General features: G+C 73.9%; 20 protein-coding genes. 6 read left to right on the top strand and 14 right to left on the bottom strand.

The window, feature by feature from the left end; all coding sequences use genetic code 11:
* Positions 1-8: 8 nt before the first annotated feature.
* The 7 genes from EDD29_RS18210 to EDD29_RS18180 all read right to left on the bottom strand — a co-directional run bounded on the left by EDD29_RS18210 (position 9) and on the right by EDD29_RS18180 (position 7926).
* Complete coding sequence (locus tag EDD29_RS18210) at positions 9-1721, bottom strand: CocE/NonD family hydrolase (RefSeq protein ID WP_123665558.1); 1713 nt, start codon at positions 1719-1721, stop codon at positions 9-11.
* Entirely contained in the window at positions 1718-2551 is an 834-nt protein-coding gene (locus EDD29_RS18205; RefSeq protein WP_123665557.1) for an ATP-binding cassette domain-containing protein, read from the bottom strand. Before EDD29_RS18205 ends, EDD29_RS18210 begins: the two co-directional genes overlap by 4 nt.
* Positions 2548-3558 carry an ABC transporter ATP-binding protein gene (locus tag EDD29_RS18200; protein ID WP_123665556.1) on the bottom strand — a complete coding sequence of 337 codons (1011 nt, stop codon included), beginning with the start codon at positions 3556-3558 and terminating at the stop codon, positions 2548-2550. The genes EDD29_RS18205 and EDD29_RS18200 overlap by 4 nt, the downstream gene beginning before the upstream one ends.
* Positions 3555-4424 carry an ABC transporter permease gene (locus tag EDD29_RS18195; protein WP_123665555.1) on the bottom strand — a complete coding sequence of 290 codons (870 nt, stop codon included), beginning with the start codon at positions 4422-4424 and terminating at the stop codon, positions 3555-3557. The genes EDD29_RS18200 and EDD29_RS18195 overlap by 4 nt, the downstream gene beginning before the upstream one ends.
* Positions 4421-5383, bottom strand: coding sequence for an ABC transporter permease (locus tag EDD29_RS18190; RefSeq protein ID WP_123665554.1), 963 nt, complete (start codon positions 5381-5383; stop codon positions 4421-4423). The genes EDD29_RS18195 and EDD29_RS18190 overlap by 4 nt, the downstream gene beginning before the upstream one ends.
* 1 nt (position 5384) lies before the next feature.
* Complete coding sequence (locus EDD29_RS18185; protein WP_170201456.1) at positions 5385-7025, bottom strand: ABC transporter substrate-binding protein; 1641 nt, start codon at positions 7023-7025, stop codon at positions 5385-5387.
* A 316-nt stretch (positions 7026-7341) separates the two neighbouring features.
* The gene (locus EDD29_RS18180; RefSeq protein WP_170201455.1) at positions 7342-7926 is read right to left on the bottom strand and encodes a TetR/AcrR family transcriptional regulator; all 585 of its coding nucleotides are present in this window, start codon (positions 7924-7926) and stop codon (positions 7342-7344) included.
* A gap of 159 nt (positions 7927-8085) precedes the next feature.
* Here EDD29_RS18180 and EDD29_RS18175 point away from each other — a divergent pair, with 159 nt between their 5' ends.
* Positions 8086-9510: an amidase gene (locus EDD29_RS18175; protein WP_123665551.1), complete on the top strand. Its 1425-nt coding sequence runs from the start codon at positions 8086-8088 to the stop codon at positions 9508-9510.
* Positions 9511-9625: 115 nt separating this feature from the next.
* Here the strand turns inward: EDD29_RS18175 and EDD29_RS18170 are convergent, their stop codons facing one another.
* The 4 genes from EDD29_RS18170 to EDD29_RS18155 form a co-directional block, all read right to left on the bottom strand.
* Positions 9626-10297, bottom strand: coding sequence for a response regulator transcription factor (locus EDD29_RS18170; RefSeq protein ID WP_123670549.1), 672 nt, complete (start codon positions 10295-10297; stop codon positions 9626-9628).
* Between the two features lie 28 nt (positions 10298-10325).
* Complete coding sequence (locus tag EDD29_RS18165) at positions 10326-10979, bottom strand: phosphatase PAP2 family protein (RefSeq protein WP_123665550.1); 654 nt, start codon at positions 10977-10979, stop codon at positions 10326-10328.
* A gap of 51 nt (positions 10980-11030) precedes the next feature.
* The gene (locus tag EDD29_RS18160; RefSeq protein ID WP_170201454.1) at positions 11031-12326 is read right to left on the bottom strand and encodes a HAMP domain-containing sensor histidine kinase; all 1296 of its coding nucleotides are present in this window, start codon (positions 12324-12326) and stop codon (positions 11031-11033) included.
* Positions 12327-12482: 156 nt separating this feature from the next.
* On the bottom strand, positions 12483-13016 hold the full coding sequence (locus EDD29_RS18155; RefSeq protein WP_123665548.1) for a carbonic anhydrase: 534 nt from the start codon (positions 13014-13016) through the stop codon (positions 12483-12485).
* Positions 13017-13048: 32 nt separating this feature from the next.
* Between EDD29_RS18155 and EDD29_RS44920 the strand changes: the two genes are divergently transcribed.
* Positions 13049-13495 (top strand): hypothetical protein, encoded by a 447-nt coding sequence (locus tag EDD29_RS44920; protein ID WP_148086001.1) that lies wholly within the window; start codon positions 13049-13051, stop codon positions 13493-13495.
* Between the two features lie 133 nt (positions 13496-13628).
* Here EDD29_RS44920 and EDD29_RS18145 read toward each other — a convergent pair whose 3' ends face one another.
* The 3 genes from EDD29_RS18145 to EDD29_RS18135 form a co-directional block, all read right to left on the bottom strand.
* Complete coding sequence (locus EDD29_RS18145) at positions 13629-14021, bottom strand: RND family efflux transporter (RefSeq protein ID WP_123665546.1); 393 nt, start codon at positions 14019-14021, stop codon at positions 13629-13631.
* A 1-nt stretch (position 14022) separates the two neighbouring features.
* Positions 14023-14472: a hypothetical protein gene (locus EDD29_RS18140; protein WP_123665545.1), complete on the bottom strand. Its 450-nt coding sequence runs from the start codon at positions 14470-14472 to the stop codon at positions 14023-14025.
* A 304-nt stretch (positions 14473-14776) separates the two neighbouring features.
* A complete protein-coding gene (locus EDD29_RS18135) occupies positions 14777-15982 on the bottom strand; it encodes a PAS domain-containing sensor histidine kinase (protein ID WP_123665544.1) in 1206 nt (401 codons plus the stop codon).
* 184 nt (positions 15983-16166) lie between these two features.
* On the opposite strand from EDD29_RS18135, the gene EDD29_RS18130 reads away from it, so the two are divergent.
* From EDD29_RS18130 to EDD29_RS18115, 4 genes are all read left to right on the top strand, one after another.
* Complete coding sequence (locus EDD29_RS18130; protein ID WP_123665543.1) at positions 16167-16940, top strand: hypothetical protein; 774 nt, start codon at positions 16167-16169, stop codon at positions 16938-16940.
* Positions 16941-17069: 129 nt separating this feature from the next.
* A complete protein-coding gene (locus tag EDD29_RS18125; RefSeq protein ID WP_123665542.1) occupies positions 17070-18047 on the top strand; it encodes an endonuclease/exonuclease/phosphatase family protein in 978 nt (325 codons plus the stop codon).
* A gap of 118 nt (positions 18048-18165) precedes the next feature.
* The gene (locus tag EDD29_RS18120) at positions 18166-19347 is read left to right on the top strand and encodes a cation:proton antiporter (protein ID WP_246053420.1); all 1182 of its coding nucleotides are present in this window, start codon (positions 18166-18168) and stop codon (positions 19345-19347) included.
* A 124-nt stretch (positions 19348-19471) separates the two neighbouring features.
* Positions 19472-22897, top strand: coding sequence for a hypothetical protein (locus EDD29_RS18115; RefSeq protein WP_148086000.1), 3426 nt, complete (start codon positions 19472-19474; stop codon positions 22895-22897).
* Positions 22898-22903 lie beyond the last annotated feature (6 nt).

Below are 22903 nucleotides of genomic sequence, written 5' to 3'. Positions count from 1 at the left end.
GGAAAGGGTCAGCCCGGACGCTTCGAGGATTCCGGGCGGGCCGCTCCGATCACCAGACGGCTCGGGGACGGGCCGCCGAGGGTGACCGTGCGCGGTGAGGGGCCGCCCGGCAGAGCGGACCAGGGGTCGGTGCCGGGCGGGGCCTCGGGCACATGGTCGGGGAAGTCGCTGCTGGTGAGATCGAGCACCAGCCGGTGCCCGGCCCTGAGGCGGTAGGCGATGTCGCGGAGGTCGACCCGGATCCCGGTACGGTCGGCCGCCTCGGCGATCCTGACCTGGCCGTTGGTGATGAGGTGGGCGGCGCCGTCGGGGCCCTGGTCGAGCAGCCTGACGTGCAGGTGTGCCCCGGCCGGGGCGGAGAACCCGACGTGCAGCGCTGCGGGACCGAGCAGATCGGTGTCCCGCTCGACGGCCTCGCCGGTGAACCGCAGCACGTCGGAGCGCTCCCCCACCGCCCGCAGGTCCGCCCGGTCATGAAGCGCCGCGAAGGGGTTGGCTCCCGGAGAGGGGACGAGATCGGCCGGGTCGTAGGTCCACGTCAGCTCGTGCTCCTCCCCGCTGACGTCTCCGGACTCCGCGACGAGCCCCGCCGAAGCCGTCAGCAGGTACGCCGAGCCCGCGGCGGATGCCGGAGGCCACTCCCCGGCCGTCGCCCACTCCCCGTGGCACACCTCGTAGTCGACCCGCGGAAGCTCCGCGAGACGCCCCCCGAGCACCGCGTCGAAGAACGCCAGCGCCGGATCGAGGTAGCGCGGCAGCATCCGGCCGAGCACCTCGGACGACGCCGTGTGGTCGTGCTCCGGGCCGATCGGCGCGTCCGCGAGGCGGTGGTTCTCGTGGTCGATCGCCTCGAGGCGCAGGTGCAGCCGGGCCGACCACCCGGGGTGCCGGGCGAGCGCCCGCACGTCGTGCCAGGACCAGAGGGCGCAGTTGTCGAACCAGCCGATCGTGTAGAGCACGGGGATCGGCGGGGCCTCCAGCAGGGCCTTCAACGGCGGCGGCACGAACCGGGACGGTCCGGCGAACTCGGCGTCGAAGTTCACCGACCGTCGCCCGATCTCGGTATAGAACGCCTCGAACTCCGCACGCAGCGGCCGGACGCGCCAGTCCGGCTCCCACTCGTACCTGTCCCGATCGACATAGTGCGAGGCGAAATAGACCTTGCGTGCCGTCTGCTCGACCTCGTGCGTGCCGTCGCCGCGGTCGAGGACCGTGGACAGCTGGGAGCCGGTCAGCCGGGGCGCGATCGCCCGGAGCGCGGAATGCCCGCCGACCGCGGCGGCGAGCGCGGTGTAGCCGTAGTAGGAGTCACCCCACATCACCACGTTCCCGTCGCACCACGGTTGCGCGGCGATCCAGGCGACGGTGTCGTGTCCGTCGTCCGGTTCGTGCAGGCCGAACTCGGTCGCGCCCTCGGAACGGTACTTGCCCCGCACGTCCTGGACCACCGCGTGGTAGCCGCGCGCACCGAAATACCGCGCGATCTCCGGCATGAAGCAGTACACGCCGTCCTTGTCGTACGGCAGCCGGACGAGGACGACCGGACGGGCCCGATCGCCGGGGACCCGGTACAGGTCGGCGGCGAGCCGGATTCCGTCGCGCATCGGCACGGAGACGGGCTCGGCGTCGTCCGGCACAGGCGCGGGGCCGGCCTTGTGCGCGACGGGCGGGCGGCGGCCATGGGAGTGATGGGCGAACTGCCCGGGATGGCGTGAGTTCACGGTCCGGTCTTTTCTGTGCGAGTGGTGGCGTCGGCGGCGTCGAGGGCGCGCCGGTCGCGGGCGACCCGGTCGGGGTCCCAGCCGGGGCCGGGAAGGGACGTGAGCAGCAGCCGTGTATAGGGGTGCCGAGGGTCGCGCAGCAGGTCCTCGGTCGGCCCGCGCTCCACCACCCTGCCGTGCCGCATGACCAGCACGGTGTCGGTGACATGCCGGACGACGGCGAGATCATGGCTCACGAAGACGTAGGCGATGCCGGTGTCACGCCGGAGGTCGGCGAGCAGCCCGAGGATCTGGGCCTGGATGGAGACGTCGAGCGCGGCGACCGCCTCGTCGAGGACGAGGACGCGCGGTGCGATGCCCAGCGCGCGGGCGATCGCGGCGCGCTGCCGCTGGCCGCCGGAAAGCTCGCGCGGCAGCGAGCCGCCCAGCCGCTCGCTCAGCCCGACCTGCTCCAGCAGTGCGGCGACGCGGGCGCGGTGGTCACCGCCGGGGTCGTGCAGCCGCAGCGGTTCGGCGATCGACCGGGCGATGGTGAGGCGCGGGTCGAACGAGCCGTACGGGTCCTGGAAGATCATCTGAAGGTGGCGGGCCTGTCGGAGCCGGTCGCGGCGGGATCCGGTGTCCAGGACCCGGCCGTCCAGCTCGACGGTTCCGGAGGTGGGCGCCTCCAGCCCGGCGAGGATGCGGGCCGTGGTCGTCTTGCCGGAGCCCGATTCGCCGACGATGCCGAGGGCATGGCCGGGCGGCAGGTCGAAGCCCACCCCGTCCACTGCGGTGAAGGCGCCGAAGCGCTTCACCAGGGATGTCACGCGCAGCACGGGCGCCGTCATCGTGTTCCTTCCGGGTCGAGGCAGGCGACGAGGGACAGGCCGTGTGACCTGGCCTCGGGCACGGCGGCGGCGCAGGCGTCGGCCGCGCGCGGGCAGCGGTCGCGGAACGCGCAGCCCGACGGGGCCTCGGCCAGCGCGCGCGGCCGGCCCGCGATGGCCCGGATCTCGGCACGCTCACCGCGCACCGACGGGCTCGCCTCCAGCAGCGCCCGCGTGTAGGGATGGCCGGGCGTGCCGCACAGGGCCGCGCCCGGCGCCTCCTCGACGGTCCGGCCCGCGTACATGACGTAGACGCGGTCGCAGATCGCGGCGGCCAGATCGAGGTCATGGGTGACGAACACCAGGCCGGTGCCATGCTCGTCGCGCAGGTCGCGCAGCAACGCCACGACCTCGGCCTGGGTGGTGACGTCGAGCGCCGTCGTCGGCTCGTCGGCCAGCAGCAGCGCGGGCTCGGTCGCCAGCGCCCCGGCGATCACGACGCGCTGGAGCATCCCGCCGGAGAACTCGTGCGGGAACCGGCGCAGCGCCCCGCGCGGGTCGCGGATGCCGACCCGCTCCAGCAGGTCGATCGCGCGCGCCCCGGCCGCCCGCGCCGGAACCCCCCGCGCCCGCAACCCCTCGGTGAGGTAGTCCCCGATCCGCCGCACCGGGTTGAGCGCCGCCCTCGGGTCCTGGAACACCATCGACACGCGGGTCCTGCGCAACTCGCGCAGCACCCGGGGCGGCGCGGTGAGCACCTCGGTCCCCGCCACCCCGACGGACCCCGAGGCACGGGCACCACGCGGCAGCAGCCCGAGGGCGGCCCGCACGGTCAAGGACTTCCCCGACCCCGACTCGCCCACGAGCCCGACGGTCTCCCCCCGTGCCACCCGCAGGGACACGTCCGCGAGCAGCGGCACTCCCCCGACGTCCAGCGACAGCCCGGAGACCCGCAGCACGTCGCCGGTTCCCCGGGCGGGCTCGGCGCTCCCCGCGGTGCCGGGTCTTCCGTTGCTTCCGGAGCTCATCCGCGCACCTCCCGGCGGCGCGCCACCGAGGCGCTGATGTGCTCGCCGAGCACGTTGACACTGACGACGGTCAGCAGGACGGCGACGCCGGGGACGATGGCGCTCCAGGGGGAGCCCTGGAGGATCGCGCCGCGCGCTTGGTCGATCATCGAGCCCCAGTCGGCGTCGGGGGGCCTGCTGCCCAGGCCCAGATAGGACAGGGAGGCCAGGTCGACCAGGGCGTAGCCGAAGCCGAGTGCGCTCTGCGCCGCGAGCAGAGGTGCGATGTTGGGCAGCAGGTGCCGCAGGGTGACGGCGAGTTCGCCGAAGCCCATGACGCGGTAGGCCTCCACGTAGGGCCTGGCGCCTTCCTGGAGGGCCGCGCCGCGCACGATGCGGCCGATGAACGGGGTGTAGGAGACGGCGAGCGCGCAGATCGGCGCGAGCAGTCCCGGCCCGAAGACCGCCACGACCAGCATCGCCAGCAGCAGGCTCGGGAACGCGAACACCACGTCCATCGAGCGTGACACGACGGCGTCGGCCCAGCCGCCCGCGCGTGCCGCGAACAGCCCGAGCGCGGTGCCGAGCAGCCCGGACAGCAGCACCACACCGAGCGGCGCGAGCAGTGAGAGCCGCGCCCCGTAAAGCAGCCGGGACAGGACGTCGCGTCCGGTGGAGTCCGCGCCCAGCCAGTACCCGGGTGTGCCGGGCGGGGCCAGGGACGCCGACAGGCTCGTCGCTTCCGGGGAGTGCGGTGCGAGGACGGGCGCGAGCAGCGCGGCGGCGGCCGCCAGCCCGAGAAGGGCCAGCGCGCACCGCACCACGAGCCGCCCTCGCCCGCGCGGCCGGGACCGCGGCGCGCGCAGCGCCGGGATCGAGAACGTCATGACTCGGCCCCGCCTTCCTTCACTCGCGGGTCGATGAGCGGGATCAGCAGGTCCACCGCCGTGTTCACCGCGACAAAGAGCACTACGGCGATGAGCGCGATGCCCTGCACGACGGGGAAGTCACGGCGGGAGACCGAGGCGACGAGGAGCGACCCGACCCCGTCGAGGCCGAAGGCGCTCTCCACGACGGCGGTGCCGACGAAGAGTCCGGCGACGAGCACTCCGGTGACCGTCAGCAGCGGGGGCAGCGCGTTGCGGACGACATGCCGCCGGATCACCGCGGCCCGGCCGACGCCCCGGCCGATCGCCGCCTCCACGTGGTCGCGGCCCATCGCCTCGGCCAGCGCGGCGTGCCCGACCCTGGCCAGGACGCCGAAGGCGGCGAGCGCCATCGCGACCGCGGGCAGCGTCAGGTGCCAGAGCCGGTCCGGCAGCGCGCCGGAGCCCGCGCCGGTGGCCGGGAACCAGCCGAACCCGACCGCGAACGCCGACAGCAGGATGATCGCCGCGACGAACGGGGGCGTGGCCGTGGTGACCGCCGCGGCGACACTCGCCGCCCGGTTCACCGCGCCGCCCTTGACGGCCGCGGCGAGCGCCGCGCCGAACCCGAGCACGACGGCCAGCACCGCCGCGTAGGCCAGCAACAGCCCCGACACCTTCAGCCGGGCGCCTATGAGCGCGGAGACGCCCGTCCGGTAGGTGAGCGAGGTGCCCAGGTCGAGGCGGAGCGCGCCGCCCGCCCAGGCCAGGTAGCCCTGGACGAACCCCCGGTCCAGACCGAGGCGCTCGCGCAGCGCCTCGATCTGGTCAGGGGTCAGCCGCCGTCCGGCGGACAGCGTGAGCACCGGATCGCCGGGCACGAGGCGCAGCGCCCCGTAGATGACGACCGAGGCGACCAGGACGGTCAGCAGCGCCCCCGCGGCGCGCCCGCCGATCCGGCGGCCGAACGAACCCTTCATCTCAGACGCCGCCCAGCGAGACGGCCCACGGCGTGTTCACGTACGTCTGCCGGGGGACGAGCCCCGTCAGACGGTCGGTGTAGAACACCCGGACGTACTGGGTGGCGATCGGGATGTTGGCGAGGTCCGCGGCCATGATGCCCTGTGCCTTGGCGACCTCCCGGGCGCGCCCGACGGGGTCCTCGGTGGTCATCGCCTTGCCGATCGCGGCGTCGTATCCGGTGTCGGCGTAGCCGCCGAAGTTGTAGAAGTGGCCGGTCGTGAAGAACTGGTAGTAGGCCAGCGGCTCGGGGAAGTCCAGGTAGCCCGACGACAAGAGCAGGTCGATGCCCTCCCGGGCGGTCGGCGCGATGAACACCGCGCCGAACTGCTCGGCGGTGAGCGGCCGGAGCTCGACCGTCATCCCGACCTGGGCCGCGGCGTCGGCGATCGCCGTGGCGATCCGGCTCTCCTCGTCGATCGCGGTCGTGTAGGCGAGGACGATCTTCTCCTTGGCGGCCGGGGTCGCCTCGACGAGCGCCTTCGCCTTGTCCAGATCCTGTGCCGGTTCGGGCAGCTTGTCGTATTCGGCCCGGTAGACGTCGGCGGCGTAGCCCCACGCCTCCGGCGGGACGAGCGCGCGCAGCGGCTGCGCGGTGCCCTGGTAGACCGACTCGAGGATGCCCTTGTAGTCGATGAGGGCCTGGAGCGCCCGACGGGTGGCGGGCTCGGCCAGCGCCCCCTCCGAGTTCAGCACGGAGAGGAAGGTCGGGGCCATGCTCGCCCCGAACAGCAGCCGTCCTTTGCCGGCGAGCTGGGGCTCGGCCGCGAGCGGGACGCTGAACTGGCCGTCCACGTCGCCGCTCGCCAGGGCCGCGGTCTGCGCCGACGGGTCGGTGATGAACGTGAAGCGGATGTCCTTCACCTTCGGCGCTGCGGTGTTCCACCAGGCGTCGTTGCGGGTGACGGTGACGTCCTGGCCCTGCGTCCACGCGCCGAACTTGTACGGCCCGGTGCACATGAGGCCGCCCGAGGCCGTCCCGAACGCCGGTCCCGCGGTCTCGGCGAACTTCTTCTGCACGACGAAGAACGACGGCATCGCGAAGAAGTTGGGCACGACGGCGTCGGGCCGCTTGAGCCGGACGGTGATCTCGTGCTCGCCGGTGGCCTTGATGTCGCGAAGGTTCGCGGCCCACCCGATCCAGGAGGAGCCGAGCTTCGGGTCGAGGATCCGCTCGACGCTGAACAGGACGTCGGCGGGCGTCACGGGGTCGCCGTTCCAGAACGTCGCGTCCTCGCGCAGGGACAGCACGTAGGTGAGCGGGTCGGGGTGCTCGACGCCGGTGGCGAGCGCGGGCCGCGGCTTGTAGTCGGGCCCGAGGGTGAACAGGCCCTCGCACAGGTTCGCGGTGATCGTGCTGACCGACTCGATGCCGGACTGGGCGGGGTCGAGCGTCGGAGGCTCCCCGGCCGGGACGTTCCAGGTGAGGGACGCGACCTCCTGGGTGGGGGCCGGAACCGACGTGGTGATACCGTGATCGACGGTCGGCCTGCCGCCGCCGTCGCCCCCGCTGGAACAGGCGGCCAGGGCCGCCGAGCCGAGCAGGACCGTGGTGAGCAGTGCGGGCAGGTGGCGCCGGGCAGGGCGCTGGGTGAATGGCATGACGAGAGGACCCTTCGAGCTGGGACGGGTCGGCGGGGGGACGCGTACCTCGGAAGGCACGCGGAAGTCGGCGGCCGGAAGGCATGGCGAAGCCCGCCGCACGCGACGCGACGGAGCACAGGGCCACCGCACGACGGGTGTTCTTGACGCCCCGGTCGGCGGGGGCCGATCAGGGTGAGACGGGATGCGGCCTCCGTGGCCCATCCCGAGATGGCATGATCCGGTTCGCGAGCTCAGCGGCCGGTGGGCCGCGGGCGGTGCTGGGGCGGGCTTGGGCCGGCGTGTCGGGGCACCGCATCGGGTTCTCCTTCAAGGCTCAGGTCTCGGGGTCGGCCGCGATCAGCACGCGGACCAGGCGGTCGATGAGCGGTCCGACACGGTCGCCCGGCCAGCCCTGCGGGTCCTCGAGGCTCGACAGGTAGAAGCCGCGCAGCACCAGGTGCAGGATGTCGGCGGTGAACGCGGCGTCGGCCGCGCCCGCCGCCTCGGCCGCCGCGCTGAGGCCCTCGTGGGCGCGGCGCGCGTCCTTGCGGAGCAGCGCGACGGCGTCGGATTCCGGCTCGCTGCGGCCGAGGATCTCCATGAACAGACGGCGCAGCACCGCGTCGTCTCCGGTCGTGGAGCTCGCCCAGCGGGCCATGACGGCCAGGCGTTCGTCCTCGGCCGCGCCCTCGATCACGCCCTCGGTCTCGGCGTCCCACGCGGCGAGCGCGTGCTCGACCGCGTTGCGCAGCAGTTCCTCGCGGGTCGGCAGGTAGTTGGTGACCAGCGTGGTCGACCCGCCGATCCGTTTGGCGACGGCCCTGATGCTGACGGCGTCGATGCCGCCGGTGGCCACGAGGTCGAGGGTGGCCTCGGCGATCATCGCGAGGCGCTGGGTGAGGTCGATCTCCATCGGCATGGCGTCACGGTAACGAACACCCCACCGGAAATACAACACCGTTGTACATCGCTGTTGCATCACGTACTCTCCTCGCCATGCCATGCGGGACCGCACCCGGCGCCGCCGTCACTTCGGCGCTGGAAGGACGGGCCCGCCTACGATCGACTTGGAGAAGGCATGGAACTGTGGCAGCTGTCCGCGACCGAGCTCGCGGCGGGGATCCGGAACCGGGAGTTCTCGTCCGGCGAGGCGGTCCGGTCCTGCCTCGGCCGGATCGAGGCCGTCAACCCGGCGCTGAACGCCCTGGTGGAGGTGCTGCCGGAGGACGCGCTGGAGGCCGCGCGCCGGGCTGACGAGGCCGTCGCGGCAGGGGCCGTCCTCGGCCCGCTGCACGGCGTACCGGTGAACACGAAGATCAACACCCCGGAGCGGGGCAAGCTCGCCAGCCATGGCCTGACGGTGGCGGCCGGGGCCCGCGCCACGGGCGACGCCGCCTGTGTCGGCGGGCTGCGCGCGTCCGGCGCGGTGTTCCTCGGCCGCAGCAACGCGCCCGCCTTCTCGATGCGCTGGTTCTCGGGCAACGACCCGCACGGCAGGACGCTCAACCCGTGGGACGCGTCCCGGACCCCCGGCGGCTCCAGCGGCGGCGCGGCGGCGGCCGTCGCCGCGGGCATGGCGCCGATCGGGCAGGGCAACGACATCGCCGGCTCGATCCGCTTCCCCGCGGCGTGCTGCGGCGTCGTCGGCATCCGGCCGACCGTCGGCCTCGTCTCCGGCTGGGAGCCGCCGGGGGGACCGGAGCTGGAGGGCCCCCTCACGTTCCAGGCGTGGGCGGTGCACGGGCCGATCGCCAAGACCGTCTCCGACGCCCGGCTCGCGCTCGCCGCGATGACGACCCCCGACCTGCGTGACCCGTTCGGCGTCCCGGCGGTGCCCTCCCTCGCGCCTCGCCGCGGCCCGGTGCGGATAGGCGTGGTCCGCGACGTCGGGCTCGCGAGGGCCCACCCGTCGGTCGACGCCGCGGTGACCACGGCGGCCCGCAGGCTCGCCGACGCCGGGCACCCCGTCGAGGAGATGGAGGTGCCCCTCCTCGGCGAGGCCGCCCGGCTGTGGTCCCTCCTGCTCATGGAGGACCTGAAGCCGATGGCCCCCGGCATGCGCGAGATCGGCGACGAGGCGACCCGCCGCAACCTCACCTTCTGCTTCGAGGCCGCCGCCGAGCTCTGGGGCGCGGTCGGCATCACCGACTACATCCAGGGCTGGGCCCGCCGGGCCACCCTCATCACCCGCCTCCAGGAACTCCTCACCGGCGGCGACGGGAACACCCTGCTCCTCACCCCGGCCTGCGCGGAGCCCCCCTTCGAGCAGGACGCCGACATCATCGACCCGGCCCGCGCGCGTTCCCTCTTCCCCGCCATGTGGCCGATGACCTCGGTGCCCGTCCTCGGCTTCCCGGCCATCACCGTGCCCGTCCAGGCCACCGACGGCCTTCCCCTCTCCGTCCAGCTCATCGCCGCCCGCTTCGCCGAACCCCTGCTCTTCGACATCGCCACCGACCTCGAATCCCGTACCACGGCCCTCGCCCCGCCCTTGCCGGCCTGACCCCGTCCCCGGCCGTCGGCTCGAGGTCACGGATCGAGCGGTTCTCTCACCGTGACCCGAGTCCGGTCCCGTCGAGGTGACCGCCGTCGGGCTCTACGAGCGGGGAGCCACCCGGTCAGGCGTCGGGGGTGTAGCGGTAGCCGGTGCCGCGGAGGGTGGTGATGCGGTCGGGGGGTTCGCCTTGGGCGGTGAGTTTGCGGCGGAGGGTGGCGATATGGACGTCGAGGGTCTTGGTCGAGGTGTGCCAGTGGGCGTCCCAGAGGGCGTCCATGAGCTGTTCGCGGGTCACCACGGTGCCGGCGTGCGCGGCGAGGTGGGCCAGGAGGTCGAACTCCTTCGGGCGGAGGTCGAGTTCGGCGCCGCCGACGAAGGCGCGGCGGGCCGCCGGATCGAGGCGGAGGCGGCCCAGGGTGAGCGGGCGCTCGTCGGACGCGGCGGCGCTGCGGCGCAGGTGGGCGCGGACGCGGGCGCCGAGTTCGGCCAGCCGGAACGGCTTGGTGAGGTAGTCGTCGGCGCCCGCGTCGAGCGCGACGACCACCTCGAACTCCCTGGTGCGCGCGGTGAGCACGACGATGACCGAGTGCGGGAGCGACGCGCGCAGCATCCGGCACAGGGCGACCCCGTCCATGTCGGGCAGGCCGAGGTCGAGGAGCACCAGGTCGGGCGCGGCCTCCCCGACGTGGTCGAGGGCTTCGGCGCCGGTGGGCGCCAGGGCCGTCGCGAAGCCCTGCTTGCCGAGGGAGCGCAGCAGTTCCTCGCCGATGACGGGATCGTCCTCCACGATCATGATGCGTTCTCCGGCCACACCTCGGATCCTAGGCCGCCTCGCGCGCCTCGTCCCGCACGGAGCCGCGGCGCAGCAGCCACAGGCACGGGACGGTCCACAGGACGCCGAAGCAGAACCCGGCGAGCACGTCGGTCGGCCAGTGCACGCCCAGGTAGACCCGGGTGAGCCCGACGCCGAGCGCCCATCCGACGACCAGGGCGCGCGGGCCCGTCCCGCGAAGGGCGGCGACGAACAGGACCGCGATGATCGTCGCGCCGGCGGTGTGGCCGGACGGGAACGCGTGCCCGAACGCGGGGACCGCCCAGTCCGTCTGCTCGGGACGCGCGCGGTTCAGCAGTTCCGCGCAGGCGTAGCGCACCAGCCGCCCGGCGAGGAGGACGCCGATCGCCGCCGCGGCGTACCGCGCCCGATGGCGGAGTTCCGCTCGGCCCGCCAGCAGTGCCCCGGCCGCGGCGGCGAGCAGGAGCGCGGGCACGCCGACCGCCGAGTCCGTCAGCAGCCGCGCGGCTTCGGTCAGCGGCGCGGCGCGGTTGGCGGCGAACCAGTCGTGCACGGGGCCGTCGAACGGGAGGCCGCCGACGATGGAGACGGCGAGGGTCAACAGGGCCAGGAGCACCGCGACCGGGCCCAGCGCGAAGGCGGAGAAGGGGCCCGGGGAGCGGCGCGTCGCGGGAGCGGTCATCCCATCTTCCTTACGGACGAGAGCGGACCGCCGACGCTAACCGGGCGAAGGTTAGCGCCCGGCTAACGCGCGACCCCCTGGCCCGAAGCCGCTCCAGACGGGCCGCTCGGGCAGCAGCAGCACGAAGGTGGCGCCGCCGCGCAGCATGAGCCGCCCGCCCTCGGCCTCGGCGAGGGACCTGGCGAGTGCGAGCCCGATCCCGTGGCCCGTGCCGGGAGAACGCCGGGCGAAGATCGTTTCCGGATCGTCCGGGCCCGCGCCCTCGTCGGAGACCTCGACCGACAGGCCCGCGCCGACGTCGGCCGCGGTGACCGTCACCGTGCCTTCGCCGTGCGCGCGGGCGTTGTCGATCAGCACGTCGAGGATCTGCCGGACGGCCGCCGCCGAGGCCTGCGCGGTGGGCAGGCCGGGGTCTTTGCGGATCTCCAGCGCGCGGCCCTCCACGGCGAGCGGCGCCCGCCAGCGCTCCTCCGCCCCCGCGAGCAGGGGGTCGAGGTCGAGATCGGCGCGGGGCGCGTCCCGGGTGAGGGCGATCAGATCTTCGATGATCGTCTGGAGGTGGTCGCCGCGCTCCAGGGCGGTCCGGATCGCGGGCCTCGGATCCGGCTCGTCGAGCGCCGACTCCAGGCCGAGGAGGAGCCCGGTGAGCGGGGTGCGCAGCTGGTGGGAGACGTCGGCGCTGAAGGCGCGCTCCCGCTCCAGCGTCCGGCCGAGGCGGCGCGCGGTCGTCTCCAGCGCGCGCTGGGCGGCGTCCACCTCCGGCACGCCCGAGCGGACCGCCCGGACGCTGAAGTCACCGTCGCCGAGCCGGCCCGCCGCGTCCGTCAGCCGCTCCAGCGGCGCCGCGAGCCGCCGGGCGAGGAACCAGGCGAGCCCCGCCGCGACGAGCAGGACGGCGAGCGCGGTGAACAGCATCGTGCGCCACGCCTCCCACATCTCCTCGGTGACCTCCTCGTACGGCACCGCGATCCGGACCGCCGACCGCTCGGCCTCGCCGTCCGCCGGGACGGGCGCCGCGACGGCGAGGTCGTCCCCTTCGACGTCGTCGTGGATGCCGCCGTCCGCCGTCGCGGCGGCGACCGCCGACGTCGCGGGCCCCTCCCCCGCGATCCTCCGGCCGTCCCGGTACACCCCGAGCACCGCGTCGTCATCGACGGGCTCCCCGAACTTCGACGGCAGCCCGCCTCCGTCCGGCACCCACGCCGCGGCCCGCGCCGCCTCCCGCCCCAGCTCCCCGACCGCGTCCCCCCGGTACAGCCGCTCCACCGCCACCGCGAGCGGCGCCGCGAACAGCAGCACCCCGAGCACCACGACCCCGACGATCGCGCCCATCACCTGCCGCCGCAACGCCCACCCCTCCGTCCCCGCTCAGGAACCACAAGAAGGACCTTACGCTCGGCGTCCCGGTCGGCGGACGGGCTCATCGCGGCGGCGGAGGCCGTGCTCTCGGCGTACCGCGGCGGGCCCTGGGACCGGGAATGCCGGTCCCAGGGCCCCTCGCGGTCAGGTGCGCGACGGCGGCTCCAGGAGTTCGGCGGTGCCCGAGGCGGGATCGGCGTAGTAGGCGCGGAGATCGAGGCGGCGTTCGGTGAGCCGACGTTTGATCTTGGGGTAGCGGAGCAGCTTCGCCACCTGGAGCCGCAGGTGGGCGCGGCCCGGGTCGTCGGTGGCGGCGCGGCCCCGGCCGGTGTTGCCGCTGCGGGTGAGCCACCACCAGGCATCGAAGGCGCGGAGGCTGAGACCGCCCGGCTGGAGTGCGGCGACGGCCCCGCAGCCGCTGTGCCCGACGACGACGATCTCCTGGACGCCGAGGATCTCGGTCGCGTAGGCGATCGTGGCGGCCTCGGCGGTCACCCGGTGCGGGCGGTACGGCGGGACGACGTTGCCGAACGTGCGCAGTTCCAGGCAGCTGCCCGGGGCGGCTCCCGCGAGTCGCGCGGGATCCAGCTGGGCGTCACAGCAGGCGATGATCAGCGTGGTCGGACGGGCCGCGGCGGCGTCCGTCGTGCGGGTCTGGGCGTGGGTGAGTGGCTCCATGGTTTCCTCGGTTTCGGTGTGCCGGTCGACAGATGGCTCGGTTCCGTTCGGCCCCGCACGGGCCGTCGGAGCACACCTGTCAGCAGCGGAACACCTGGAGCAGCGCCTGCGCCCTCGCGCCCCGGTCCGGCCGCGCGACCGACCTCCCCGTCGACGACCCGGCGACGACCGTCCCGGCGCGGTGCGGCCGAGCCGGGGGCACGACCGGGCGAACCCGGTACCTCTCGCCCCGCGATCTCATCGCGGCCCGTGACCGCGCGGCCCCCGGGCACTCGGTGACGTCCTCCGCCGACCCGTCCCGGCGGTCCGGCACGGGCGCGGGCGCCGCCCCGCCGAGCCCCGACGCCGACGCGGCCACCACCGCCGTCAACGCCCGAACCTGGTCCGCACCCCCGGCGGCCCCGGGAACGACCAGCGCGACCGCGAGCAGGACCGCCCAGATCCCGTACCTCACGCCGCACCCCCGGCCGTCCCTCTAAGATCCCCACTGGTAACTCAGTGTTACCACCAATCCCCTCCTTCAAAAGCCGTGGAGGCGGCGTAGGCGGTCCGGGCCTCGGATTCCACGCCACGCGATGAGCCGGGCGGGAGAGCGGGACGGAAAGGCGTGGACTAGGCCCAGATCACGGCGACGGACTCGGGTCGGGCCCGGTCGACGCGGACCTGGAGGTCCTGTCCGGGGGCGAGGCGTGGCAGGCCGATCAGGGGGACGACGCACTGGACGGTGACGGGGTACGGGGGGCGCCCGGGGACCGTCACGAGGAGGTCGAGGGTGACGAGCGGCTGCCCGTTCATCCGGGTTCCGGAGTCCCGGACGGCGGTGACCATACCGCTGCCGGGCAAGCCGGTGTGCGCGAGGTGGGCGGTCGCGTTCTGCTGCGCGAGCGACGCGGTCGCCGCCTGCATCTGCGCCATGCCGGCGCGCATCTGCGCGGCCGGGTCCCAGTCGCGCTGGATGTCCGCGGACTGCCGCTGGAGCTGCCTGAGCGACTTGAAGAATCCCATGTCAGACCTGCGCTTCCTGGTAAAGGCCGCCGTAGTGGGCGGCGAGCGCCATGTCGCCCTTGAAGCGCGCGTTCCACGCCTCGGTGGCGCGGTGGTAGACCTGCGGGTCGAACCCGAGCGAGGCGACGTAGCCGCCGAGGCCGGCGAGGTCGAGCCCGTGGGTCGCCGCGAACTTCGAGATCCGCGCGTAGTCCGCCAGGGTCACGCCCTCGATCGGCGCGAGCCGCGGGTCGCCCTCGGCGATGCCGGGCTGCGGGACCATGCCGCCGAACTGCGCGCCGAACTGCGCGGCCTGCCCGTACCGCCCCGCTTGCCCGTACTGCGCCTGCCGCGCCGCCTGGGCCGCCTGGGCCGCCTGGGCCTGCTGCTGGAGCAGCCTGGCCTGGTCGATCATCGCCGGCGCCTGGTTGACCATGCCGACCATCTGCTTCATCTGCTTGAACATGCCCATCGCCATCTCCTCCGCCGCTGCCGCTCTTCCGTCATACGTATTGCTTCGATGCCACCCGACCCCGTTCGGTTCCCCCCGCCGAGCCCTTTTCCGGCGCAGGAGCGCAGCACGAACGCCGGCCTGGGGTGGCGCGGTCACCGCGATCGCCCTCGCGGCCGGGAACCCGTCGATCTCGACGGCCTCCTGAACGTCGAGATCGACGGCTCCCCGACCGCCCGAGTGACCGTCCTCCCCTGACCGCGGGACACCCGTGGCGCCCGCAGTTCCGGCTGCGGGCGCCACGGCGCTTTCCGGGACCAGGGTGTCAGGGTCGGTGGAGGGGGAGCCGGAGGGTGAGGCAGGCGCCGGGGAGGTCGTCGGGGCGGTCGGTGGCCTGGAGGGTGCCGCCGTGGGACTCGGCGATCTGGCGGGCGATGGGGAGGCCGAGGCCGGTGCCTCCCGGGTCCAGGCGGCGAGCGTCGGCGCGGCGGTAGAAGCGGCGGAAGACGGCCTCCTTGTCGGGGTCGGGGATGCCGGGGCCGTCGTCCATCACCTCGAGGACGGCCTGGCGGTCCCGGACGAGGACCGCCACCTCGATGCGGGACGCGGCGTGCCGTTCGGCGTTGGCCAGCAGGTTGCCCACCAGGCGGGCCAGCCGGACGCGGGAGGCGTCGACGATCACCCCGACGTCCAGGTGGGTGCGGACGGTCTTGCGCGGCGCGAGGTGGACGAGTTCGCCACCGACCAGCACCGGAAGGTCGACGGGCTCGGTGTCCGCGGGCACCCCGGCCTCGAGTCTGGCCAGTTCCAGCAGGTCGCCGACGATGTCGCCGAGCCGCTCGGCGTCCTGGAGCGTGGCGAGCAGGGTCTCGCGGGGGTCGGCGTCAGGGTCGTCGAGGGCGACCTGGAGCCGGGTCAGCAGGCCGGTGAGCGGGCCGCGCAGATCGTGGGAGGCGTCGGCGACAGCCTCGCGTTGCTCCTGGACCGCCTTGCGGAGCGCGTCCGAGACCCGGCGCTCCTTGACCTGGGCGCGCCGCAGCCGCTGGTTGACCTCGTGCAGCTGGCTGGTCTGGGCGAGCATGTGCGCCTCGAGCGTCTCCACCCGTTCCTCGGGGAACTCCGCCGAGTCGGGTTCCCGCCGGACGAACGTGGTCACCTCCTGCGGCTGGTTGAGGATCCCGACGATCTTCCCTTCTTCGTCGAAGATCGGGGTGTTCGTGATGTTCCAGTAGCGCTCCCGCAGCACCCCGGGACTGCCCGGCTCCTCCACATCGTGCCGGTGCACGGCCATGATGTCCGTCTCGCGATCCGTCAGCACCCGCTCCATCGAGTCCAGCAGCGCGAGGTACTCCTCCCCCGCCTCGTCACCGGGGAACAACTCCGCCACCGACCGCCCCAGCAGGCCCTCCCTGGACCGCCCCGTCGTCCGCTCATACGCCCGGTTCACCTTGAGATACACCAGCTCGACCGACAGATAAGCCAGGGGCGCCGCGACGGCCTCGAACAGGACCTCCGCCTCGGTCTTCGCCATACCGCCCTCCCACGGCCCTCACACCCCAAGTCAATACAAGCGCCCTTTCCGGCACATCCCCCCCACCCCAGGGCGAAGACCAGGTAGATCTCACGCCCTGTGCGCCACACCGGACCCGGCCATTTCGGGAGAGTGCGTCATTTTCCACAGGCGGGACCGGACCACCGCTGTAGATCTCGGTGAGGTGTTTCCGATCTACGGCAAGGCGGACTACATGCGCGCGTTCACGGCTTTCGTCATCGCCCTCGCGGCGGCCGTCGTCCTGCTCCTCCCGGTGCCGGCCTCGGCCGCGATCACCGGGATGCGGGCGTCCCTCACCGCGGTTCCCGCGGGCTGTTCCGGCCCGCCGACCCTGACCGGCCTGGTCGAACTCCAACGCGACGGCGTCTGGGGCACGATCGGCGCGGCGCCCCAGGTCATGGTCAACGTGTTCGGCCGTCCCACCGACCTGCCCGACGCCCCTTGGATCGCCTACGACGCCGTGCCGGCGACGGCCGACGTCGGCACCTTCTCGTGGCCGGCGCCGATCCAGCGCGCCACCGAGTTCTACGTCATCGCCTACTACGGCGGCGCGAACCCGCATGCCGTCTCCGAGACCGTCGTCCTCCAGCCCGGCTTCGTCCCGCCGACGTCCGGCACGGCGAGCGATCTTCGCGTCTCGGTCAGCGCCGACTCCGCGACCTCCACCACGCCGCCGACCCTGACCGGTCTCGTCGAGGTCAAGACCTGCGGGACCTGGCAGCCCGACCCGTCGGGCTCCGTCACGGTCTACGCCCGTCCTGCCGACTCCGAGGACGAATGGTCGGGCTACGGCTACCTCTACACCGGCCCCGACGGCACCTACACCTGGGACGGCACCGGATTCGGCACGGACACCCTGGAATTCCACCTGGTCGCACGCCATCCGGGCGGTCTCGCCGCCTGGTCCGACCTCGTCACCCTGGACCTGGGCGTCTGACCCGTCCGGGCACCGGTGGCCTCGGCCAAAGCTCGTATCACGCTATCCACAAAGCCGTCCGGTCGAAGTGGCGCTGCGCGGGTAAAATTCGGGTGCGGGGTCGCATCGGGCCGGCTGAGGAGTGCAGCGGTGGACGACTATGACGTGGCCTGGTGGAATGTCGAGAACCTTTTTGACGAGGAGAATTCGCCGCGCCGGTCGGAACGGCTGGCGCGGGTCATCAAGGATGACATCACGGGGTGGACGCCGCGATTGCGCGATCTGAAGATCGAGCGGTTGGCGTCGGTCATCGCGCAGATGAAGGACGGCGCCGGACCGGATCTGCTCGGGGTGTGCGAGGTCGAGAACCTGTTCGTCCTGGAGCGGCTGGCCGCGGCGGTGCACCACCGGCTGCCGGGGCGCCGGTACGCGATCGTGCACGCCGACACCGGTGACGCGCGGGGCATCGACGTCGCGTTCCTCTACGATCCGGCCCTGTTCGAGGTGCCCGACGGGCAGGTGTTCTTCCATGTGGTGATGCGCCGGAACGCGACCCGGGAGATCGTGCAGGTCAACTTCCGGACCAGGCGGGGTCGCACGTGGGCGGTGTTCGGCAACCACTGGCCCTCACGCAGCGGCGGCGCGGCCGAGTCCGCGGGCTACCGGCACATCGCCGGCGAGACCCTGTCCTACTTCCACCAGCGCACCCTGGAGGAGCACGGCCCCGACACGCCGGTACTCGCGATGGGCGACTTCAACGACGAGCCGTTCGACACCTCGCTGGTCGTGCACGCCCTCAGCACCCGCCAGCGGCGCCGGGTCCTCGAAGCCGACACGCCCCGCCTGTGGAACCTCATGTGGCCTCAGATGGGCGTCCCCGACGGCACTTTCTACTTCAACAACGAACCGAACCTGCTCGACCAGTTCATCGTCAACGCCCCCATGGCCCGTCCCCGATCCCCGCTCCGGGTCCACCCCGAATCCGTGCGCATCCTCCGTTTCCCCGGCACCTTCAGCACCGGCGCCTACCCCGCCCCCGTCCCTTTCGGCGGCATGGGGAAAAAGGTCAACGAGTCCGGGTTCTCCGACCATTTCCCCATCACCCTGAAGGTCACCGAATCCGACTGACGGGCCCTCGGCGCGCGGGTCGGGAGACACCGCGCGGACCACCGGTGGGTGTGGCGTGGGCCGGGTGCGGGCACGGGCGAAAAAAGGGCGGGGCGCGGGGGCGGAGGGGGCCTTGGGCGTGGGGGCGGTCACGGTCGTCGTGCTGGTGATCTTCGGGTGGGGGCTGGTGTCCTCGCGGCTGGAGCGGGCCGACCTGACCGCGCCGATCGTGTTCGTGGCCGTCGGGGGACTGCTGGCGGCGACGGGGACGGTCGCCGGGCCCACCGCCCCGGAGGCGCTCCGGCCTCTGGTCGAGGTCACCCTCGTCTGGGTGCTGTTCTCCGACGCGGCGGGGGTGCCGTGGCGCGAGGTCCGCGCGGACCGGGGGGTGTACGCGCGGCTGCTGTGCGTCGGGCTCCCGCTGACGATCCTCACGGGCTGGGGGCTCGCGTCCTGGTTCTTCCCCGGCCTTGAGCTGTGGCTCGCGCTGCTGGTGGGCGCCGCGCTCGCGCCCACCGACGCCGCGCTCGGGCTCCCCGTCGTGACGAACCCCCGGGTGCCCCCGCGCATGCGGCGGCTCATCACCGTGGAGAGCGGGCTCAACGACGGGATCGCGACCCCCGTCGTCATGTTCGCGCTCGCCGGGGCCGCGTCGGCGGAGGCCGTCCGCGGCGCGCCCACCCTGGGCATGGCGCTCGTCGAACTCGCCCTCGGCCTCGTCGTCGGCGCGGTGCTCGGGCCGGCGGGCGGCGGGCTGCTGCGGGCGGCGCGGCGCAGGGAGTGGGCCTCGGAGGACTTCACCGGCATCGCGGTCCTCGCGCTCGCCGTGCTCGCCTACACGGGCGCGGTCGCCCTGCACGGCAACGGCTTCATCGCGGCCTTCTGCGCGGGCCTGGCGTTCGGCGCGGCCGCCGGGCCGCGCGGGCCCGCCGAACTCGCCTACCTGGAGCAGACCGGACGGCTGGTGTCCCTGCTGGTCTGGCTGGCGTTCGGCGTCATCGTCCTCCCCATCATGGCCTCGCGGATCGGCCCGCCGACCGTCCTGTACGCGGTGCTCAGCCTGACCGTCGTGCGCATGCTCCCGGTCGCCCTCGTCACCCTCGGCGCCGGTCTCGACCGTTCCTCGGTCCTCTTCCTCGGCTGGTTCGGCCCCCGCGGCCTGGCCTCCCTCGTCTTCGCCCTGATCGCCCTCGAAGAACTCGGCCCCGACGCCGACGACGCCGTCACCGTCATCGGCTGCACGGTCCTGCTCAGCGTCCTGGCGCACGGCCTCACCGCCCGCCCTCTCGCCGCCGCCTACGGCGCCCGCCACCCTCGGTAGCCGACGCCGCGCATCTAGTGAACATGGGCCAATTCCCTAATCGAACCGGCATATAACTCTTACCTCACGTCTCGTGACAGAAGGTATAGATTTCGCGGCGAGACGGGCCTGGAGCGGAGGTTGCGTGGCTGAGATCCTTGTGGTGCCGGTCCGGCTGGACGCGCTCTTCCTGGCGATCGACACGCCTGCGGTGGGCGCGCACGCGGACTTCGGCCTCCTCCCCCATGTGGACCCGGACACCGGCCGGGACGTCCATCCGCAGTCGCCCTACCTCGGCGAGCGCGTCACCGCCCGGCCCTTTCAGGACGGGGACTTCCGGCTGGCCGCGGGACTGCACCTGCACTGGACGCTGCCCGACGGGTTGACCCGGCACGTCCAGCGGGACGGGGAGACCTCCGTGCCGACGGTGCCGAACCGGTGGCTGGTCACCCGGACGCGGCGCGGGCGGGTCGACGCGCAGTGGGTGGTCGACAGCGACCTCTTCGACGACGCGGGGGACGGCGTCACCTATCCCGTCACCGGTTCCGAGGCCGGAGGGCTCCCCTTCCGGCGGCTGGGACGGAAGACGCCCCTGTCCCAGTGGAGGGAGAGCGGGGGCGGGGACAGAGTGCGGCCGCTGACGGCGGTGGGGTACGGGGAGCCCGCCTTCGCGGCCTTCTACCCCGACTGCCGCAGCGTCTTCGGGTTCCACGACCCGGCCATCACCGGCCTGTCCCCCGAAGCGCTGCTCTCCTATGACGTGGTCGGCTGGTACGCCGACCCCCGCCAGGACCCCGTGACCGCGCTCACCGGCACGGACTGGCGGGACCGGCTCGCCACCGACCTGGGCTGGAGCGTCCACCCGGCGGCGCCCCGGCCGACGCGGACGGTCTGCTCCGCCCGGGTCGTCTTCCGGCCCGACGTCGACCCTGTGAGCCCCCTCCGCACGGGCGACTCCGGCGTCTGCGTCGGGCTCAGCCCCACCGAGGCGCTCGCCGCGCACCTGGGCGAGACCCTTGCCGGGACGGCGCTGCCCGGCGTGACCGCGGACGAGGTGGAGGAGCTGCTCGAGTCCCTGTCCTTCGCCGCGGAGCTGGAGTCGCGGCCCCTGGACGCCGGGCCGGCCCTCGCCGCGGCGCGGCACGCCGCGGGCTTCCGCGCCGTCCCCTCGGGCACGCTGTGGACGGTGCGGCGCGCGGACGGGCCCGCCGAGCCCGCGGTGCGCCAGCGCCGCGAGGCGCTCCGGCTCCCGCACGCGATCGGCGACCTGCTCGACGGGCTCAACGCCGCCCAGGAGGCCTACGACCGGGCCGGACAGGAGCTGCGGTCACGGCGCGAGCGGCTGTTCATGGACTGGCACAGATACCAGCTCTGCGCCTACCCGCCCGACACCGCCCGCGACTCCTACCCCGACCCCGACGAGGTCCGCTTCTTCCTGGAGCGCGAGATCGCGTCACTCGCCGACCGAGCGGCACGGACGGGCCGAGGCCCCGAGGCCGCCCCCGGCACGCTCGCCGGAGCGCTCGCCGCCGCCCGCGCCGCGCTGCTCGCCGCGCTCTCCGTGGTCAACGCGGCCGAGGCCCGCCCCGTCGCCGCCGAGTTCGTCCTGGCGCGGGTCCCCGCGCCCGGCCACCACGTGCCGGCGGAACCCGTCGTCCTGCTCACCGGCGATGCCGCCACCCCCAGCGACCGGCACGGCCGGGACGGCGCGGACCGGCCCGACGGGCTCCTGGCCTGCCGGACCGCACGGGTGGACGACTTCACGAACCTCACGCTGCTCCGGCACCCGGTCGCCGCCCCCAGTCCCCGCGACACCGTCTGGACGCACGCTCCCTGGCATCCGGTGCTGCTGGAGTGGGAGGCCGAGTTCTTCCCGGTCGGGCCGGGCGGCAACCTCGACGGCGGCCTGCGCGACTACGACCCGGCCTACCTCACCGCGAACCACACCCTCGGCGACGTCGACCTGCACGTCCGCCCTGGACACGGCACGCCCGTCAAGGCGGCGAACGTCTACTCCGGCTCGACCGTGCTGTCACCCGGCCCGCGGCCCGTCCTGTCCGCCCGGGTGCTGCGCTACCTCTCGGGCACGATCCTCGCCCCCTACACCGAGGCGACCGGCGCTGCGACGGCGCCCGAGGAGTTCCTGAGATCCCCCGGCGCGGTCCTCGACTGGTACGCCGCGCACGGCCCAGACCGTCGGCTGCGCACCCTCGTCGCGATCCACGCCCACCTGAGCGAGCACGAGCACGACAACCTCGCCCAGGTGCTCGGCGGCTTCAACGACGCCCTGCTCATGCGCCGCCTCACCCGCCAGCTGCCCGTCGCCGACCCGCTCGGTTTCCCCGACCACCGGCGCTTCGCCGCGGCCGTCGCCGAGGCGGTCGGGCCGGACGCCCTGCACGCCCCGCACCCGCTCGGCGACTTCACCCCGATCCGGACGGGCGCACTGCGGATCCGACGGCTGCGGATCATCGACAACTTCGGCATCCCGCACGAGGTCGACACCGAGCAGATCACCACGTCCACCCGGCTGCGCGTCCCGGACCGGCCCGGCTGGGCGGCGCTCCCGCCCCGGCTGGCCCAGCCCGCCCGGCTCGCCTTCCGCTGGCTCGACGCCGACCACGACCTGCGCGAGATGAACGACGTCCCGACCACCTCGCCGGTCTGCGGCTGGGTCATGCCCGACGGCCTCGACGACGCCCTCGCCTTCTTCGCCGCCGACGGCACCCCGCTCGGCTCCCTCGTGGCCGCGCCGGGACCCGGGCCCGCCCCGTGGCTGCCCGCGCCGGGGGGAGACACCCCGACCGCGGACGCCATCGCCCACCCCCGGCTGCGGGCCGTCGCCGCCGCCCTCCGCGACGCGGGCCGCGAACGGCTCGGCGTGCTGCTCGGCGACCTCGACGCGCTGCTCGCCGGAGTGGAGCCCGCCGACTACCTCCAGGGCCCGCTGACGGCGACCGCGCTCGCCGTGGTCAGGGCCGAGCTCGACCTCCAGCTCATGGGCCTGCCCGCGGTGCACCAGGACTGGAACGTCTTCCGCCAGGACCTGCGGCGTGCCGAACGGGAGACGACGGGATTCCCGCTCGTCCGCTTCCCCGTCCGGGTGGGTTCCGCGGCCCGGCTGGACGACGGCCTCGTCGCCTACTGGGCGGAGGATCCCGAGCACGCTCCCGGACTGGGCGAGATCCGGCTCGCGGACGAGGCGCCGCTCCTGGAGACCGCGCCCGGCCTGCCGCCCCGGCGGCTGACGATGCTGGTCGATCCGCGCGCGCCCGTCCACCTCACCAGCGGGGTCCTGCCGGTCAAGGCGCTGCGGATACCCGCCGCGCACTACCGGGACGTGCTGGCCGGTCTCCGGCCCGTCCACTTCGTCGCGCCGGTGCTGGACGACGGTCCGGGGACCGCCGCGCTCCCGGTGCCCGCCGAGCCGGGCCGCACCTGGACGTGGCGGGAGCGCGAACGGTCCGGCTGGAGCGCCCACAAGGTCACCGGGGGCCCGCCCACCGCCGACTTCCCCGCCGAACCCACCCTGCGCGAGGGCTGGCTGACCCTCGACCCCGTCACCGAGTGAGGATCC

It is taken from the genome of Actinocorallia herbida, assembly GCF_003751225.1.
Classification (GTDB): domain Bacteria; phylum Actinomycetota; class Actinomycetes; order Streptosporangiales; family Streptosporangiaceae; genus Actinocorallia; species Actinocorallia herbida.
This window is presented reverse-complemented; position numbering and strand designations above follow the sequence as displayed.